This is a genomic window from Microbacterium sp. KNMS, assembly GCF_053851835.1.
Genome location: NZ_JBSQBP010000015.1, coordinates 18,454 through 35,118, shown reverse-complemented (window position 1 = coordinate 35,118; position 16,665 = coordinate 18,454). Strand labels below are relative to the sequence as shown.

Below are 16,665 nucleotides of genomic sequence, written 5' to 3'. Positions count from 1 at the left end.
ACCGTGCGAAACGACGATCCGGGCGACCGCAACGCGATAGTTACAAACACGACGACGGGGCCCGGGGAACTCCCGGGCCCCGTCGCGGGCGAAGGTCAGCGGCCGCCCTTGAGGATGGCCTGCTTGACCTCGGCGATGGCCTTCGTGACCTCGATGCCACGCGGGCACGCCTCGGTGCAGTTGAAGGTCGTGCGGCAGCGCCACACGCCCTCCTTGTCGTTCAGGATGTCGAGGCGCACCTGCGCCTCGTCGTCGCGCGAGTCGAAGATGAAGCGGTGCGCGTTCACGATGGCGGCGGGCCCGAAGTACTGCCCGTCGGTCCAGAACACGGGGCACGACGAGGTGCACGCCGCGCAGAGGATGCACTTCGTGGTGTCGTCGAAGCGCTCGCGATCGGCGATCGACTGCACGCGCTCCTTGCCCTTGGCGGGCGCGCTGTTCGCCTGCAGGAACGGCTGGACGTCACGGTACGCCGCGAAGAACGGGTCCATGTCGACGACGAGGTCCTTCTCGAGCGGCAGGCCCTTGATCGCCTCGACGTAGATCGGCTTCGAGATGTCGAGGTCCTTGATGAGCGTCTTGCATGCGAGACGGTTGCGCCCGTTGATCCGCATGGCGTCCGACCCGCAGATGCCGTGCGCGCACGAACGGCGGAAGGTCAGCGAGCCGTCGACCTCCCACTTGATCTTGTGCAGCGCGTCGAGCACGCGATCGGTCGGGTACATCTCGACGTCGTAGTCGACCCAGCGGGGCTCGCTGTCGGTCTCCGGGTCGAAGCGCCGGACGATGAACGTGACGAGGTACGACTGGATGGCGGTCTCGGCGGCGGGCGCCTCTGCGACGGTCGACATCAGTACTTCCTCTCCATCGGCGGGTAGTTGAACTCGCCCTTCTCGTTCTTGGTGAACACGACGGGCTTCCAGTCGAGCTTGATGTGGTCCTCCGGGTCCGGCGAGTGCGGGTCGCCGGTCAGATAGGCCATCGTGTGCTTCATGAAGTTCTCGTCGTCGCGGTCGGGGTAGTCCTCGCGCATGTGGCCGCCGCGGCTCTCCTTGCGGTTGCGGGCGGCGTAGGCCACGATCTCCGCGAGGTCGAGCAGGAAGCCCAGCTCGATCGCCTCGAGCAGGTCGGTGTTGAACCGCTTGCCCTTGTCGTCGACGTAGATGTTCTTGTAGCGCTCGCGCAGGTCGTGGATGGTGCCCATGACGTTCGTCAGGGTCTCCTCGGTGCGGAACACCTGCGCGTTCGCGTCCATCTGCTCCTGCAGCGTGCGGCGGATGTCGGCGATGCGCTCGGTGCCGTTGGCGGTGCGGATGCGCTCGACGAGCTCGCGCACCTCCTTGGCCGGGTCCTCGGGCAGCGGGACGAGCTCGCCGGTCTTCACGTACTCGACCGCATGGCGGCCCGCTCGCTTGCCGAAGACGTTGATGTCGAGCAGCGAGTTCGTGCCGAGTCGGTTCGCGCCGTGGACCGACACGCACGCGCACTCCCCCGCCGCGTACAGGCCGGGGACGACGGTCGTATTGTCGGCGAGCACCTGCGCATCGTTGTTCGTCGGGATGCCGCCCATCGCGTAGTGCGCGGTCGGCATGACGGGCACGGGCTCGACGACGGGGTCGACGCCGAGGTATGTGCGCGCGAACTCCGTGATGTCGGGCAGCTTCGTCTCGAGCACCTCGGCGCCCAGGTGGGTGCAGTCGAGGTAGACGTAGTCCTTGTTGGGTCCGGCGCCGCGGCCCTCGAGGACCTCCTTGACCATGCAGCGGGCGACGATGTCGCGCGGGGCGAGGTCCTTGATCGTCGGCGCGTAGCGCTCCATGAACCGCTCGCCCGAGGCGTTCCGGAGGATGGCTCCCTCGCCGCGCGCGCCCTCGGTCAGCAGGATGCCGAGGCCGGCGAGGCCGGTCGGGTGGAACTGGAAGAACTCGATGTCCTCGAGCGGCAGGCCCTTGCGCCACACGATGCCGACGCCGTCGCCCGTGAGGGTGTGCGCGTTCGACGTCGTCTTGAAGACCTTGCCGAAGCCGCCCGTCGCGAAGATGACGGCCTTGGAGTGGAAGACGTGGAGGTCGCCCGTGGCGAGCTCGTAGGCGACGACGCCCGCGATCTTCGTCGTGCCGTCCGCGTCCTTCACGGTGATGAGGTCGAGCGCGTAGAACTCGTTGAAGAAGTTGATGCCGAGCTTGACGCAGTTCTGGAACAGCGTCTGCAGGATCATGTGGCCCGTGCGGTCGGCCGCGTAGCACGCGCGGCGCACGGGGTTCTTGCCGTGCTCGGCCGTGTGACCGCCGAAGCGACGCTGGTCGATCTTGCCGTCGGGTGTGCGGTTGAACGGCAGGCCCATGTTCTCGAGGTCGATGACGGCGTCGATCGCCTCCTTGGCGAGGATCTCCGCGGCGTCCTGGTCGACGAGGTAGTCGCCGCCCTTCACCGTGTCGAACGTGTGCCACTCCCAGGAGTCCTCCTCCACGTTCGCGAGGGCTGCGGCCATGCCGCCCTGCGCGGCTCCCGTGTGGGAGCGCGTGGGGTACAGCTTCGTGATCACGGCGGTTTTCGCGCCCGGGCCGGCCTCGATGGCCGCGCGCATGCCGGCGCCGCCGGCGCCGACGATCACGATGTCGAACTCGTGGTAGTACACGCCGTCCTTGAGCACGGCGTCGGTGTGCTGTGTCGTCACGTCTCTTCCGTCAATCCCTGTCAGTTGGCCGCAGCCTGGCAGACCTCGAACAGCGCGCTGTCGGGGTTCTCGAACGCGCCGAACACGCCGGCGCACGGGTCGAAGGTGAACACCACGAGCGTGCCGAGCACGATCATGAGCGCGGCGACGATGCCGATGACCCACACGAGCGCGGTGCGCACGGTCTTGCCCTGCACGTAGTCGTTGACGATCGTGCGCATGCCGTTAGCGCCGTGGATGAACGCGAGCCAGAGCATGAGCACGTCCCACCACTGCCAGAACGGCGACGCGAACTTGCCCGCGACGAACGCGAAGTTCAGCGCGTGGACGCCGCCCTCCGGCAGCACGAGGTTCACGAGCAGGTGGCCGAAGATGAGCACGACGAGCAGGACGCCCGACACGCGCATGTAGAGCCATCCCCACTTCTCGAGGTTGACACCGCGGCTGGCGGGCCGCTGCGGGGAGCGGGGTGCGGCGAGGTCTGCGGCGGTCATCAGTGTCCTCCTCCGAAGTCGCCGAACACGTTCATGAGCTGACGCGGGACGAAGCCGGCCATGACCACGGCCCAGACGCCGAGGACTCCCCAGAAGAGCTGGCGCTGGTACTTCGCGCCCTTCGACCAGAAGTCGACGAGGATGATGCGCAGCCCGTTGAACGCGTGGAACGCGATCGCGCCGACGAGCGCGATCTCGCCGATGCCCATGATCGGGTGCTGATACGTGCCGATCACCGCGTTGTACGCCTCCGGCGAGACGCGGATGAGCGCGGTGTCGAGCACGTGCACGAGAAGGAAGAAGAAGATGGCGATGCCGGTGATGCGGTGCAGCACCCACGACCACATGCCCTCGCGGCCGCGGTACAGGGTGCCCCTCGGTGTTCTCGACGTCGTCTCCGACACCCGGGGCGTCGGTCGCGCGGTAGCGGACAAGATCGTCCTCCTGCTCTCAGGGCCTGCGAGGCGGCTCGTGGACCTGCCGCCGATCGCCCTTCAGGCTACTCCCAGGGGCGCCGAAGCGGCCATTGAGGATCGCCTAACTATCTCGACGTCGAGAGGTCAGGGCACCCTTACTCCGCGTGATTCCGCGCCTCCCGGGGTTCGGAGGCGACGCCTTGTAGCCTGGTGCTCATGCCAGAACCGATCAAGGACTTCTTCGCCGTCATCCCCGCAGGCGGGGTGGGCTCGAGGCTGTGGCCGCTGTCCCGCGCGGAGACGCCCAAGTTCCTCCACGATCTGACCGGTTCCGGCCGCTCGCTGCTCCAGGAGACATGGGATCGGCTCCTGCCGCTGGCCGACCGCGAGCACATCGCCGTGGTGACCGGGCGCGCGCACGGGCCGAAGGTCGAGAACACGCTCCCCGACATGCCCGAGCACAACGTCTTCGTGGAAGCCGACCCGCGCGAGTCGGCCGCCGCGATCGGCCTGGCCGCGGCCATCCTGCACCGCCGCAATCCCGACGTCATCATCGGCTCGTTCGCGGCCGACCACGTCATCAAGCGGCAGCGGGTGTTCGAGTTCACGGTGCGCCAGGCGGTCGCCGTGGCGCGCGAGGGCTACATCTGCACGATCGGCATCCAGCCGTCCGAGCCCGCCGTGGGCTTCGGGTACATCAAGACCGGCGGCGAGCTCGTCATCGACGACGCGCCGCTGGCCGCCATGGTCGACGCGTTCGTCGAGAAGCCCGACCTCGAGACCGCCCGCCGCTACTACGCCGACCGCTCGTTCCTCTGGAACGCCGGCATGTTCATCTCGCGCGCCGACGTCATCCTCGACGAGCTCAAGGCGAACGAGCCCGAGCTGCACGCGGGCCTCGTCGAGATCGCGGATGCGTGGGATGACCCCGCGCGCAAGGACGAGACCGTCGCACGCGTCTGGCCGACCCTCAAGAAGATCGCGATCGACTACGCCGTCGCGGAGCCCGCGGCCGCGAAGGGGCGCCTCGCCGTCGTCCCCGGCCAGTTCGACTGGGATGACGTCGGCGACTTCGCGAGCCTGTCGAACCTCATCTCCGACGGCGACGGCGAGCGGATGAGCGTGCTCGGGCCGAACGACAAGGTGATCGTCGACGAGTCCACGGGTCTCATCGTGTCGCAGACCAACCGCGTCATCGCGGTCATCGGCGTCGAGAACCTCATCGTCGTCGACACCGACGACGCCCTTCTCGTCACGACGAACGAGCACGCGCAGCGCGTCAAGGGCGTCGTGGGCCGCCTGCATGAGGGCGGCCGCGACAGCGTCCTCTAGAGCCGCCCCCGGTCGTTGAGCGAGCGCCAGCGAGTCGAAACGTCCGACCCCCTCGGTAGGGTCGAGATCATGTCTCGAACGATCCGCGTCGCCACAGTCAACGTCAACGGAATCCGCGCAGCCGCCCGCAAGGGGATGGCCGGATGGCTGGATGCTGCCGACGTCGACATCCTCACACTGCAGGAGGTGCGCGGCGAGCGCGAGCACCTCGACGCGGCGCTGCCCGGATGGCACATCCTCGAGGACAAGGCCCTCCAGAAGGGGCGCGCGGGCGTCGCGATCGCGAGCCGCCTCGAGCCGACGGCGTCGAGCATCGCCCTGGGCGACGACGCGCTCGAGTCGAACGGGCGCTGGCTCGAGGCCGACTTCGAGGTGGAGGGTCACAAGCTCACGGTGGTCAGCGCGTACGTGTTCACGGGCGAGGCCGACACTCCCAAGCAGGAGCAGAAGTGGGCATTCCTCGACGCGATGGACCTCCGGCTTCCCGAGCTCGCCGCCGACGGCGCGCTCGCGGTCGTGACGGGCGACCTCAACGTCGGCCACCGCGAGCTCGACATCAAGAACTGGAAGGGCAACCTCAAGAAGGCGGGCTTCCTGCCGCGTGAGCGCGCCTACTTCGACCGCTGGCTCGGCGCCGAGGGCGAGACCGTCGACTGCGCGGACGGCACAACCGGCACGGGCCTCGGCTGGGTCGACATCGGGCGCCGCTTCCACGGCGAGGTGCCGGGCCCCTACACCTGGTGGTCGCAGCGCGGTCAGGCGTTCGACAACGACGCCGGATGGCGCATCGACTACCAGCTCGCGACGCCGCCGCTCGCGGAGCGCGTCAGCACGTACCGCGTCGATCGTCACGCGTCGTACGCCGAGCGCTGGACGGATCACGCCCCGGTCGTCGTGGACTACGCGTTCTGACCGCTCACGCAGAGGGCGCCTCGGATTCCGAGGCGCCCTCTGCGTGTCTCCGCCTCGTGGCTCAGCGGCGCAGGAGATCGATCAGCGCGGCCTTCGTCAGGCGCGAGTAGCCCGAGAGGCCCGCCTCCCGAGCACGAGCCCGCAGGGCCGGGACCGTGAGGCCGGCCAGCTCGTCCGACGCGGGCTCCGGTGCGGCGGAACGGCGCGCACGCCGTGGAGCGGGCGCGGCGGGCGCCGCGGCGATCTCCTCCACGATCCGCTCGATCGGCGCGATCGCCGGCGGTCGCACGACCGTGCGCTTGGCCGCGTCCGCTGCGCGCTTCTCCTTCTCGGTCGCCTTCCTGCGGTCGCCCTTCGCGCCATCCGCGCGCTTCGCGTCCTTCTTCTTCGCGGCGTCCTTCGCGGCGGGCTTCGCGTCCTTCTTCTTCGCGGTGTTCTTCTTCGCCGCGTCCTTCTTCGCCGCGGGCTTCGCGTCCTTCTTCGCGGCAGGCTTCGCGGTGTCCTTCCTCTTCGCCGCGGGCTTCTCCGCGGCCGCCTTCTCCTCGGCCTTCCGGACCGCGGCCTCGGTGGCGGAGCGCAGCGCCGCTGCGGCCTCCTCGGCCCGGCGCGCCGTGCGCTTGGGCGCCTTCGATGCGCTCTTGGCCGAGGTCCCGGCGATCTCGGCCGCATCGGCGATGAGGGGCTCGAGGCGCTGCGCGGCCTTCTTCGGGAGCCGCTTCGCGGCCTTCTTCGCGGTCGAGACCGCCTTCGCGGCTTCCTGGAGGGCCTTGTGCGCTGCGCGTTCGCGCTCGGGTGTCTTCGCCATCCCTGCATGGTAGAGCTCCGTGAGAGGCCGCGCCGGTCAGGCCGTCGGCCGTCCTCGGCATTCGTCCAGGCGCGTTCACCGTCCGTTCACCTGCGCACCGCAGTCTCTTCACCGGGCACTCCTAGCGTCACGACGTGCCCTGCGACCCGGCGGGGCTGTCCCTGACACTGAACCGAATGAGGATTCACAGTGAAGATCACTCGTCTTTCGAGCCTGGCGGCCGTGGGCGCCATCGCCGCCCTCACTCTCGCGGGCTGCGCCGCGAACGAGGGTGGAGCCACCCCCGAGACGGAGGGCAGCACCGGCGGCGACAGCGCGCTCAGCGGCACGATCGACGCGACGGGCGCCTCGTCGCAGACCGCCGCGCAGGAGGCCTGGGTCGCCGCGTTCCAGACCGCCAACCCCGACGTCACCGTGAACTACGAGCCCACGGGCTCGGGCACGGGTCGTGAGAACTTCCTCTCCGGCGCGAGCGCCTTCATCGGCTCCGACCGCGCGTTCGACGACGACGAGGTCGCCGCAGGCGGCTTCGGCGCCTGCATGACCGACGACATCGTCGAGGTCCCGCTCTACATCTCGCCGGTCGCCGTCGCCTTCAACCTCGAGGGCATCGACACGCTCAACCTCGACGCCGCGACGATCGCCGGCATCTTCAAGGGCGAGATCACGAACTGGAACGACGACGCGATCGCCGCGACGAACCCCGACGTCGAGCTGCCCGACCTCGCGATCACGCCCGTTCACCGCTCCGACCCCTCGGGCACGCAGGAGACCTTCACGACGTACCTCCAGGCGACCGCTCCGGACGTGTGGACCGACGAGCCCTCGGACGAGTGGCCGCTCGAGGGCGGCGAGGCCGCACAGGGCACGTCCGGCGTGATCCAGGCGATCAGCGGCGGCAACGGCACGATCGGCTTCGCCGACGCGTCGCAGGTCGGCGACCTCGGCCAGGTCCACGTCGAGGTCGACGGGGAGTTCGTCGCCTACTCGGCGGAGGCCGCCTCGCTCCTCGTCGAGAACTCGCCGCTGGTCGAGGGCCGCGGCGAGGCCGACCTGGTCTTCGACGTCGACCCGGCTTCGGCCACCGACGGCGCGTACCCGATCGCTCTCGTGAGCTACCTCATCGCGTGCGAGCAGTACGAGGACAAGGAGCAGGCCGCTCTCATCAAGGCGTACCTCGAGTACATCGCGAGCGCCGAGGGCCAGGAGGCCGCTGCCGAGAACGCGGGCAGCGCGCCGATCTCCGACGGCCTCCGCGAGCAGGTGCTCGCGGCCATCGACCTCATCCAGGTCGACTGACACAACCTCACGGCGGACAGCTGAGCGACGGTGCCCTCGCGCCCTTGTCCGAGGAAGGATTCCTCGGCAGGATGCGAGGGCACTGTCGCGAAGCCCCGCAGACGACGACCCCCACGATGACCCGAGGACTGGGAGCACATGAGCATCTCTGAGAAGACGGCGGAGGAAGCGCCGCCGGCAGCGCCCGCGCCGGGCGAGCCCATCAAGGCGAAGCAGCGGCTCGGAGACCGGATCTTCTCCGGCACGGCCCTCGGCGCCGGACTGATCATCCTCATTGTGCTCGCCGCGGTCGCGCTCTTCCTGATCGTCCAGAGCATCCCCGCCTTCGAGGCGGACACCACCGACAACCACATGCTGCGCGGCCAGTCGTTCTGGTCCTACGTGTGGCCTCTGATCTTCGGCACCGTCTGGTCGTCGCTGATCGCGCTCATCGTGGCCGCGCCGATCGCCATCGGCATCGCGCTCTTCATCTCGCACTACGCGCCTCGACGACTGGCCGCCGTCCTCGGCTACATCATCGATCTCCTGGCCGCGGTGCCCTCCGTGGTCTTCGGTCTGTGGGGCGGCCTCGTCTTCGCGCCCATGCTCGTCGGCCTCTTCGCGTGGCTCAACGAGAACCTCGGCTGGATCCCGCTCTTCTCGGGCCAGGTGTCCCCGACGGGGCGCACCATCCTCACCGCCTCCCTCGTGCTCGCCGTGATGATCATCCCGATCATGACCGCCATCTCGCGCGAGGTGTTCCTGCAGACGCCGAAGCTCCACGAGGAGGCCGCGCTCGCGCTGGGCGCCACCCGCTGGGAGATGGTGCGGATGGCCGTGCTCCCCTTCGCGCGCGGCGGCATGGTGTCGGCGGCGATGCTCGGTCTGGGGCGCGCCCTCGGCGAGACGATGGCCGTGACGATGGTCCTGTCGGCCTCCGGCGCGATCACGTTCGAGCTGCTCACCTCGACGAACCCGACCCCCATCCCGGCGAACATCGCCCTCCGCTTCCCGGAGGCGCACGACTCGGGCGTCAACACGCTCATCGCGACGGGCCTCATCCTCTTCATCGTGACCTTCGCGGTCAACGCGTTCGCGCGCTGGATCGTCGCGCGCCGCGCCGAGTTCTCGGGAGCCAACTGACATGGCCGCCATCGCCGCCCCCGCGCAGAGCGCGCGCCTGACCTCTGGACGCCTTCCGGGCTGGGCCCCGTGGGCCCTTCTCGTCGGCTGCTTCGTCGCCTCCTCCATCGTCTTCGGCATCATCGCCGCCGGCGGCGAGCTGGCCGACTTCAACATCGCCGGTGCGCTCATCGTCGGCATGATCCTCTACATCCTGCTCATCGCGGTCACGTCGTCGATCGCCGAGAGCAGCCGCAAGGCCGTCGACCGGGTGATGACGGCGCTCGTGTCGACCGCGTTCGTGATCGCGCTCCTCCCGCTCGTCTCGCTCCTCTGGACGGTCGTCGTCAACGGCATCCAGCGCTTCGACGCCGAGTTCTTCTCGTACTCGATGCGCAACATCGTCGGCGAGGGCGGCGGCATCGTGCACGCCATCTGGGGCACGATCCTCATCACGCTCATGGCGACCCTGATCGCGGTGCCGATCGGCCTGATGACGTCGATCTACCTCGTCGAGTACGGCCGCGGCAAGCTCGCGCGGGCGATCACCTTCTTCGTCGACGTCATGACGGGCATCCCGTCGATCGTCGCCGGTCTGTTCATCTACTCGGTGTTCGCGCTCTTCATCCGCCCGGGCATCTCGATGGGCTTCATGGGCGCACTCGCCCTCGCGGTGCTCATGATCCCGGTCGTCGTCCGCGGAAGCGAGGAGCTCCTCCGCATCGTCCCGAACGAGCTGCGCGAGGCCTCGTACGCGCTCGGCGTGCCGAAGTGGCTCACGATCGTGAAGGTCGTCCTCCCCACGTCGATCGCCGGCATCACGACGACGATCATGCTCGCGATCGCGCGCGTCATCGGCGAGACCGCACCGCTCCTCCTCACGGCGGGGTACACGCTCAGCCTCAACACCAACCTGTTCGACGGGCAGATGATGACGCTGCCGGTGTTCGCGTACAACCAGTACATGAACCAGGGCACGAGCCCCGACGCCGCGGTCGCGCGCGCGTGGGCGGCCGCCCTCACCCTCATCCTCATCGTCATGCTGCTCAACCTCGTCGCGCGCCTCATCGCGAAGGTCTTCGCCCCGAAGACCGCGGGCCGCTGAGCCGAGACTTCTCCGACCACAACGAAGGAACCCCCGTGTCCAAGAGCATCGAAGTCAACGACCTCAACGTCTACTACGGCGACTTCCTCGCCGTCGAGGGCGTCTCGATCGACATCCAGCCCCGCACCGTGACGGCGTTCATCGGCCCGTCGGGCTGCGGCAAGTCCACCTTCCTCCGCACGCTCAACCGCATGCACGAGGTCATCCCTGGTGCGTCCGTCAAGGGCCAGGTGCTCGTCGACGGCCAGGACCTCTACGGCCCGGGTGTCGACCCCGTGCTCGTCCGCCGCCAGGTCGGCATGGTCTTCCAGCGCCCGAACCCCTTCCCCACGATGTCGATCCGCGAGAACGTGCTCGCGGGCGTCAAGCTCAACAACAAGCGCATCTCGAAGAGCGACGCCGACGCCCTCGTCGAGAAGTCGCTCACGGGCGCGAACCTCTGGAACGAGGTCAAGGACCGCCTCGACAAGCCCGGGTCGGGCCTCTCGGGCGGTCAGCAGCAGCGTCTGTGCATCGCGCGCGCCATCGCGGTCTCGCCCGACATCATCCTCATGGACGAGCCCTGCTCGGCCCTCGACCCGATCTCGACCTTCGCGATCGAGGAGCTCATCAGCGAGCTGAAGAACGACTACACGGTCGTCATCGTCACGCACAACATGCAGCAGGCGTCGCGCGTGAGCGACAAGACCGCGTTCTTCAACATCGCGGGCACCGGCAAGCCCGGCAAGCTCATCGAGTACGACGACACCACGAAGATCTTCACGACGCCCCAGGTGCAGGCGACGGAGGACTACGTCTCGGGTCGCTTCGGCTGAACCGCCCCGTGCCCGAAGGGCCGGTCTCGCTTCCGCGGGGCCGGCCCTTCTGCATGCGGACGGGCGGATGGCGGCGGGCCGCTGTGCGCGCACACCGCCCGGCACGCCCGCGCCGGCCGCGGCGCCTGCGTGTGGCTCGCCCGTGCGCGGAATCGGACCCCTGGGGCTGGTGTGCGCGTGTCAGCCCCAGCCGACACCATCCGCCCCACCGATCCGAATCGGCGCACGCCCCGCGCCGCCCGCGCCCCGCGCCGCCCGTGCGCGGAATCGGACCCCCGGGGCTGGTGTGCCCGTGTCCGCCCCAGCCGACGCCATCCGCCCCACCGATCCGAATCCGGAGACGCCCTCGCCCCGCCGCCCGTCCGCGGAATCGGACCCCCGGGGCTGGTGTGCGCGTGTCCGCCCCAGCCGACACCATCCGCCCCACCGATCCGAATCGGCGCACGCCCCGGCGGATGGATGGCCGCTGCGAGCGGGCAGGGAACGCCGCGCCAGGGCGCAACGGGCAGGGAACGTCGCGCAAGGGCCCAGCCAGGGAGGGAACGTCGCAGCAGGGCCCCGGCAGGCCCAGCCAGCCCGGCACGCCCGAGGGTCGCCGCGTGCTGAATGCCCCATGGGAATACCCGACAGGGGGTGCCCGTTAGACTGTGATGGCCGGGCCGCAGTAACCCCGGGCTCCAAATTCTGCCGCTGCGAGCGGCCTTCCGCCGAGAGGCGTTTTCTGCGGCTCGGCCTTTTTCATGCCCCGGTCACTCGAGGGCATCCCGACGCCACAGGCGCGCCGCCGCCGCGAGATCGGCGGCGAAGGCCGACAGGCGCAGTGCCCGCGTCGTGAGGGCGGATGACCGCTCCGGCTCGGTCGGCTCGTAGTCGTCGGCGAGGTGCGTCGCTCCGGACGCGACAACGCGGCAGTACGCTGCCGTGCGATCGAGCGCGACGGCGTAATCGCCCGTGAAGGCGCCGTGCAGGATGGTGTCGATGAGGCGCACGAGCTCCTGCGGCCCCGCCGGCGTCGGCGCCCCGGCGATCACCGGATCGGCCGAGTGCAGCTCGACCCTTCCGCGCTCGTACAGCAGCGATGCCGTGTGCGGGTCGTCGTGGATCGAGAGCTGGACGAGGTAGAGGCGCCAGAGCGAGCCGGGCAGCGAGCGCGCGGGCGACTGCGACCACAGCTCGGCGATGTCGTCGATGCCGTGGTGCGCGGTGAACGAGATCAGCCGCTCGACGACATCCGCGTCGGCCTCCTCACGCACGCGCGAGAGCAGCGCGACGGCCGTCGCGTGCGCCGCGCGCGAGACCTCGGCCGGGTCGCTCCCCGCGAACAGCCGGTCGAACATCTCCGAGGGCCGGCGCACCGGCTTGCTGAACTCCGCACTCATCCCGAAAAGGCTACGCCCGGGTCGCGCCCCGGTCTCCGGGGCGACGCACATGCCGGACGGATAGGCTTCCCCCCGTCAGCGCGGCGCGGAGTAGCGCGCGGCGATCTCCTGCAGGAACGCCCCGCCGAGGCGCTCGACGTCGTCGAAGGTGAGCGTGAGATGCTCGCCGATCGCGTTGCCGAGCACGGCGCGCGAGCGGTCGTAGACGATCGGCGGATGCTCGCGCAGCACGCCGTCCGACATGATCGCCTCGACGACGAGCGAGACCTCGGTGAGCGGGTTGGTGTCCTCGCCGGCGACGCTGCGCAGCCGGTGCACGAACCAGCGGTCGAGCGCGAGGAGGATGCCCTCCGACGCGCGGCGCTCGCCGATCGTGTGGACGTCGCGGGCGGCCTGGAGCGTCTCCTCGAACCACTCGCGCGCGTACGCCTGCTCTTCGTCGGTGAAGGTGCGTCTGTCGAGCATGGCCCGAAGCTACCACCGGGTCCGCGTAAAGTGGTCTCGGGCCTATAGCTCAGTCGGTAGAGCAGCGGACTTTTAATCCGTAGGTCGAGGGTTCGAGCCCCTCTGGGCCCACCAGACGTCGCCTCGCGACGCCGCACTCGCCTCACCCGAGCGAGAATCCGCCGTCGCTCGTGAGCACCTGCCCGACGATCCACGCCCCCTCGTCGGTGGCGAGCCATCCGATGAGGCGCGCGGGATCATCCGGCCGCCCGAAGCGGCCGAACGCGGTGCGCGCGAGCGCCTCCTCGATGCCGCTCAGGTCGCGGTCCGTCGAGTCGGCGTCGAGGTACCCCGTGTTCACGGGCCCCGGGTTGACCGTGTTCAGCACGATCCCCACGTCGAGGAGCTCGGCCGCGGCCGTCGCCGTGATGCCCGCGAGCGCGGCCTTGCTCGTCGCGTACGCCACCTCACCGCGCATGGCGCCGTGGATCTGGCCCGAGGTCATCCAGAACACCCGCCCGGTCGGCTCCGGGAAGGGGCCCCGCCGACCCACGTGGTCGCCCGGGCGCAGCGCGGCGTCCGGCGTCACACCCGAGATGCGACGTGCGTACTCGGCGGTGAGCAGCAGCACCGAGCGCGCGTTCGCCTGCCAGTGCTCGTCGAGGCGCTCCGCGGTCATGTCGAGCAGGCTCCCGTCGCCGCCGCTGCGCGCGTGATTGCAGACGAGGATGTCGACACCGCCGGTGAGCGCGAAGGCGTCGTCGAGCAGGGCAGGGATCTCCGCGGGGTCGCGCAGGTCGGCTGCGCGGTCGCCGAGGCGCGCGCCCGGAGCGAGATGGCCGCGCAGCTGCTCCGTGAGCGCCTCGATGTCGTCCCCTCCCCAGGGCTGGTCGACGTCGTGCGCGCGGAAGTGGTGGATGAAGACGCTCGCGCCGAGTGCGGCGAGACGCGCGGCGACGGCGAATCCGATGCCGCGTCGTCGCGAGACGCCGGTGACGAGGGCGGTCTTGCCGGACAGAGGGAGTGCAGGCATGCAGGAGGTCCTTCCGAGATGCGCAGACGCGCGAGATCAGGGGGCGGAAGCGGCTCACCGGCATTGCATGACGCCCATGCTAGTCGGACCGCAGCCCGCGACGGCTACCCTCGTCCTCGATGGGCGACACGTTCACGAAGACACGACGCGACGGCGACGACCTGCTCGGCGAGGCGGCCGGGCTCCGATGGCTCGCGGAGGCGGATGGCGGTGCGCGCGTCGCGCGGGTCGTCTCCGCCGACCGCGATCGGCTCGTGCTCGAGCGGATCGACGAGGCCGCGCCGTCCGCGGAGGCGGCGCGCGCGTTCGGCCGCGCGCTGGCGCGCACGCACGCGGCGGGCGCGGCCTGGTGGGGCTGCCCTCCCCCGGATCACTCGGGCGCAGACAGCATGGGCCGTTCGCGCACGCCGCTCGTCGTGGACGCCGCGGAGGCCGCCGGCACGTGGGGCGCCTTCTACGCCGAGCACCGGATCGAGGTCTTCGCGCGGCGCCTGAGGGACGACGGCGTGATCGACGCCGACCACGCCGCCGTGTTCGAGCGGCTGGCGTCGCGCCTGCGTGACGGCGCCCTCGACCATCCGCAGCCCGCGCTCGTGCGCGCGGCGGGCCATCCCGTCGCGCGCGTCCACGGGGACATGTGGGCGGGGAACGTCCTCTACGCCGACGACCCGTCGGGCGCCGCGCTCATCGACCCGATGGCGCACGGCGGCCATGCCGAGACCGACCTCGCGACGCTCTCGGTCTTCGGCTTCCCGCATCTCGAGGACGTGTACGCGGGCTACGACGACGCCTCCCCGCTCGCGGACGGATGGCGCGAGCGCATCGGGCTGCTTCAGCTCGGGATCGTCATCATGCATGCGCACCTCTTCCGCGGCGGCTACACGGCATCCGCGCTGCGACTGGCCCGCGCGTACGTCTGAGGCCGCCGTTACGCTGGCCGTCATGGCGGACAAGATCGACCTCCGGAAGACCCTCGACGCCTACCGCGCGCGACAGGGCGAGTTCCGGATCGTCGATCTCGAGCCCGCCCGATACCTCATGGTCGACGGACACGGCGATCCGAACACATCCCCCGCGTTCGCGGAGGCGATCGAGACCCTGTACCCCGTCGCCTACGCGCTGAAGTTCGCCAGCAAGCAGGAGCTCCAACGCGACTACGTCGTCCCGCCGCTCGAGGGCCTCTGGAGCGCCGACGACATGGCGAGCTTCACGACGGCCCGCGACAAGTCCGCGTGGAACTGGACCCTGGTCATGCGCACACCCGACTGGATCGACGCCGGCCTCGTCGACGCCGCCATCGGGAAGGCGGCGGCGAAGAACCCGCCCCGACTCGCGGAGCTGCGCTGGGAGCTGCTCGACGAGGGGCGGGCCGTCCAGACGCTGCACGTGGGCTCCTTCGACGACGAAGGGCCCGTCCTCGAGCGGATGCACGATGCGTTCATCCCGCAGCACGGCCTGCGGATGACGGGACGCCATCACGAGATCTACCTCAGCGACTTCCGCAGGGTCCCGCCCGAGCGACGGCGGACCATCCTGCGGCAGCCCGTGGAGGCCGCCTGAGATTCAGACGATCTCGGCTCCCGCGTGCGCGAGCTCGGCGAGCGCCGCCTCCGACGACTCGGCGCCGACCCCCGCGATGAGCCCGGTGAGGACGCGGACGTGCTGTCCGTGCGCGATCGCGTCGAGCGCGGACGCACGGACGCAGTGATCGGTCGCGATGCCGACGACGTCGACAGCCTCGATCCCGCGCGCATCGAGGATGCGGCCGACGGTCTCGCCGTCATCCGTCTGACCCTCGAACATCGAGTAGGCGGGGCGTCCCTGGCCCTTCTTCACATGGTGTGTGACCGAGGCGGTGTCGAGCCCGGGATCGTAGTCGGCCCCTGGCGTGCCCGCGACGCAGTGCACGGGCCACGTGTCGACGAAATCGGGATCGGCGCCCACGGCGAAGTGCCCGCCGTTGTCGCCATCGGCATCGTGCCAGTCGCGCGAGGCGATGATCGCCGCGTACTCCCCCGCATGCTCGGCGAGGTGCCGCGTGATCCCCTCGGCCACGGCGTCGCCGCCCGCGACCGCGAGCGCACCGCCCTCGGTGAAGTCGTTCTGCACGTCGACGATGAGAAGCGCCCTGCTCATGGTCCGAGCGTACGCCTCCCCCGGATCGACGTCAGGCGTCCAGGTTCCCCGAGAAGGGCGCGAGCGAATCCCGGATGCTCGCGAGCTGCGCGGCGTCGAGGCCGACGCGCGCCATGATCTGCTCGGGAACGGCGAGCGCCTGCTCGCGCAGGGCGGCGCCCTCCTCCGTGAGCCCGATCGCGAGCCGCCGCTCGTCATCCGGTCGGCGCTCGCGACGGACAAGGCCCTGGGCCTCGAGACGCTTCACGAGGGGCGACGCGGTCGCGGGCTCGAGCGCGAGCTCCGCCGACAGCTCACGGAGTGTGCGCGGGGCCTCCTCCCACAGGGCGAGCATCACGAGGTACTGCGGATGCGTCAGCCCGAGGGGCTCGAGCACGGGCCGGTAGATCGACACGACGTTGCGCGCGGCCGTCACGATCGCGAAGCACAGTTGGTTCTCGAGCTTCAGCAGGTCCTCGCGATGGTCCGTCACCCGACTACCCTATCGAGGTCTATTCGTTAGTACACTAATTACATGCACGCACGCGTCGAGCGAACACCCCTCCGCACCCGCATCCGCGAGGCGGGTGGCTTCTACCAGTGGTTCAACACCACCCTGATCAGCCTGGCCGGCCCCGCGCAGGTGGGTGAGGGAAAGGGCACGCCCTGTCATCGCTGCGGCGCGCACAAGGTCGACCACGCCCTCGTGGACGGCGAGCTGCGCTGCCCCTGAGCGCG

The 16,665-nt window shown here is 69.9% G+C and carries 19 protein-coding genes and 1 tRNA gene; 10 read left to right on the top strand and 10 right to left on the bottom strand.

All coding sequences use genetic code 11. The features are described 5' to 3' along the window. Nucleotides 1-95: 95 nt before the first annotated feature. Genes ACWXWW_RS10665 through sdhC form a run of 4 tightly spaced genes read right to left on the bottom strand, consistent with a single transcriptional unit; the run spans nucleotide 96 to nucleotide 3,605 of the window. Complete coding sequence (locus ACWXWW_RS10665) at nucleotides 96-851, bottom strand: succinate dehydrogenase iron-sulfur subunit (protein WP_271173864.1); 756 nt, start codon at nucleotides 849-851, stop codon at nucleotides 96-98. Further along, nucleotides 851-2,677: a succinate dehydrogenase flavoprotein subunit gene (gene sdhA, locus ACWXWW_RS10660; RefSeq protein WP_271173865.1), complete on the bottom strand. Its 1,827-nt coding sequence runs from the start codon at nucleotides 2,675-2,677 to the stop codon at nucleotides 851-853. Before sdhA ends, ACWXWW_RS10665 begins: the two co-directional genes overlap by 1 nt. Before the next feature lie 20 nt (nucleotides 2,678-2,697). After that, nucleotides 2,698-3,171: a succinate dehydrogenase, hydrophobic membrane anchor protein gene (sdhD, locus tag ACWXWW_RS10655; protein ID WP_271173866.1), complete on the bottom strand. Its 474-nt coding sequence runs from the start codon at nucleotides 3,169-3,171 to the stop codon at nucleotides 2,698-2,700. Continuing rightward, a complete protein-coding gene (sdhC, locus tag ACWXWW_RS10650) occupies nucleotides 3,171-3,605 on the bottom strand; it encodes a succinate dehydrogenase, cytochrome b556 subunit (protein ID WP_271173867.1) in 435 nt (144 codons plus the stop codon). The genes sdhD and sdhC overlap by 1 nt, the downstream gene beginning before the upstream one ends. Nucleotides 3,606-3,803: 198 nt before the next feature. Between sdhC and ACWXWW_RS10645 the strand changes: the two genes are divergently transcribed. Together ACWXWW_RS10645 and ACWXWW_RS10640 are read left to right on the top strand one after the other, a co-directional pair. Then, complete coding sequence (locus tag ACWXWW_RS10645; protein WP_271173868.1) at nucleotides 3,804-4,919, top strand: mannose-1-phosphate guanylyltransferase; 1,116 nt, start codon at nucleotides 3,804-3,806, stop codon at nucleotides 4,917-4,919. Nucleotides 4,920-4,988: 69 nt separating this feature from the next. After that, nucleotides 4,989-5,831, top strand: coding sequence for an exodeoxyribonuclease III (locus ACWXWW_RS10640; RefSeq protein ID WP_271173869.1), 843 nt, complete (start codon nucleotides 4,989-4,991; stop codon nucleotides 5,829-5,831). A 61-nt stretch (nucleotides 5,832-5,892) separates the two neighbouring features. Here the strand turns inward: ACWXWW_RS10640 and ACWXWW_RS10635 are convergent, their stop codons facing one another. Beyond that, the gene (locus ACWXWW_RS10635) at nucleotides 5,893-6,636 is read right to left on the bottom strand and encodes a hypothetical protein (protein WP_455969873.1); all 744 of its coding nucleotides are present in this window, start codon (nucleotides 6,634-6,636) and stop codon (nucleotides 5,893-5,895) included. Nucleotides 6,637-6,825: 189 nt separating this feature from the next. Here ACWXWW_RS10635 and ACWXWW_RS10630 point away from each other — a divergent pair, with 189 nt between their 5' ends. From ACWXWW_RS10630 to pstB, 4 genes are all read left to right on the top strand, one after another. Then, entirely contained in the window at nucleotides 6,826-7,935 is a 1,110-nt protein-coding gene (locus ACWXWW_RS10630; RefSeq protein WP_271173871.1) for a phosphate ABC transporter substrate-binding protein PstS, read from the top strand. A 138-nt stretch (nucleotides 7,936-8,073) separates the two neighbouring features. Beyond that, complete coding sequence (gene pstC, locus ACWXWW_RS10625) at nucleotides 8,074-9,057, top strand: phosphate ABC transporter permease subunit PstC (protein WP_271173872.1); 984 nt, start codon at nucleotides 8,074-8,076, stop codon at nucleotides 9,055-9,057. A 1-nt stretch (nucleotide 9,058) separates the two neighbouring features. Continuing rightward, nucleotides 9,059-10,141: a phosphate ABC transporter permease PstA gene (gene pstA / locus ACWXWW_RS10620; RefSeq protein WP_455969872.1), complete on the top strand. Its 1,083-nt coding sequence runs from the start codon at nucleotides 9,059-9,061 to the stop codon at nucleotides 10,139-10,141. Nucleotides 10,142-10,176: 35 nt separating this feature from the next. Continuing rightward, nucleotides 10,177-10,956 carry a phosphate ABC transporter ATP-binding protein PstB gene (pstB, locus tag ACWXWW_RS10615; protein ID WP_271173874.1) on the top strand — a complete coding sequence of 260 codons (780 nt, stop codon included), beginning with the start codon at nucleotides 10,177-10,179 and terminating at the stop codon, nucleotides 10,954-10,956. 749 nt (nucleotides 10,957-11,705) lie between these two features. Here the strand turns inward: pstB and ACWXWW_RS10610 are convergent. Together ACWXWW_RS10610 and ACWXWW_RS10605 are read right to left on the bottom strand one after the other, a co-directional pair. Further along, a complete protein-coding gene (locus tag ACWXWW_RS10610; protein ID WP_455969870.1) occupies nucleotides 11,706-12,335 on the bottom strand; it encodes a DNA-directed RNA polymerase subunit beta in 630 nt (209 codons plus the stop codon). 75 nt (nucleotides 12,336-12,410) lie between these two features. Further along, nucleotides 12,411-12,800, bottom strand: coding sequence for a hypothetical protein (locus tag ACWXWW_RS10605; RefSeq protein ID WP_271173876.1), 390 nt, complete (start codon nucleotides 12,798-12,800; stop codon nucleotides 12,411-12,413). A gap of 38 nt (nucleotides 12,801-12,838) precedes the next feature. Between ACWXWW_RS10605 and ACWXWW_RS10600 the strand changes: the two genes are divergently transcribed. Further along, nucleotides 12,839-12,914, top strand: a tRNA-Lys gene (locus ACWXWW_RS10600). A gap of 28 nt (nucleotides 12,915-12,942) precedes the next feature. On the opposite strand, the gene ACWXWW_RS10595 is transcribed toward ACWXWW_RS10600, so the two are convergent. After that, nucleotides 12,943-13,812 carry an SDR family oxidoreductase gene (locus ACWXWW_RS10595; RefSeq protein WP_455969869.1) on the bottom strand — a complete coding sequence of 290 codons (870 nt, stop codon included), beginning with the start codon at nucleotides 13,810-13,812 and terminating at the stop codon, nucleotides 12,943-12,945. 119 nt (nucleotides 13,813-13,931) lie between these two features. Here ACWXWW_RS10595 and ACWXWW_RS10590 point away from each other — a divergent pair, with 119 nt between their 5' ends. Further along, entirely contained in the window at nucleotides 13,932-14,732 is an 801-nt protein-coding gene (locus ACWXWW_RS10590; protein ID WP_455969868.1) for a fructosamine kinase family protein, read from the top strand. Between the two features lie 22 nt (nucleotides 14,733-14,754). Beyond that, entirely contained in the window at nucleotides 14,755-15,372 is a 618-nt protein-coding gene (locus tag ACWXWW_RS10585; RefSeq protein WP_455969867.1) for a GyrI-like domain-containing protein, read from the top strand. A gap of 3 nt (nucleotides 15,373-15,375) precedes the next feature. Here the strand turns inward: ACWXWW_RS10585 and ACWXWW_RS10580 are convergent, their stop codons facing one another. Further along, nucleotides 15,376-15,948 (bottom strand): isochorismatase family protein, encoded by a 573-nt coding sequence (locus tag ACWXWW_RS10580; RefSeq protein ID WP_324014220.1) that lies wholly within the window; start codon nucleotides 15,946-15,948, stop codon nucleotides 15,376-15,378. A 31-nt stretch (nucleotides 15,949-15,979) separates the two neighbouring features. Then, a complete protein-coding gene (locus ACWXWW_RS10575; RefSeq protein WP_455969866.1) occupies nucleotides 15,980-16,420 on the bottom strand; it encodes a MarR family winged helix-turn-helix transcriptional regulator in 441 nt (146 codons plus the stop codon). A gap of 42 nt (nucleotides 16,421-16,462) precedes the next feature. Here ACWXWW_RS10575 and ACWXWW_RS10570 point away from each other — a divergent pair, with 42 nt between their 5' ends. Further along, nucleotides 16,463-16,660, top strand: coding sequence for a hypothetical protein (locus tag ACWXWW_RS10570; RefSeq protein WP_271173882.1), 198 nt, complete (start codon nucleotides 16,463-16,465; stop codon nucleotides 16,658-16,660). The last annotated feature ends 5 nt before the right edge of the window (nucleotides 16,661-16,665 follow it).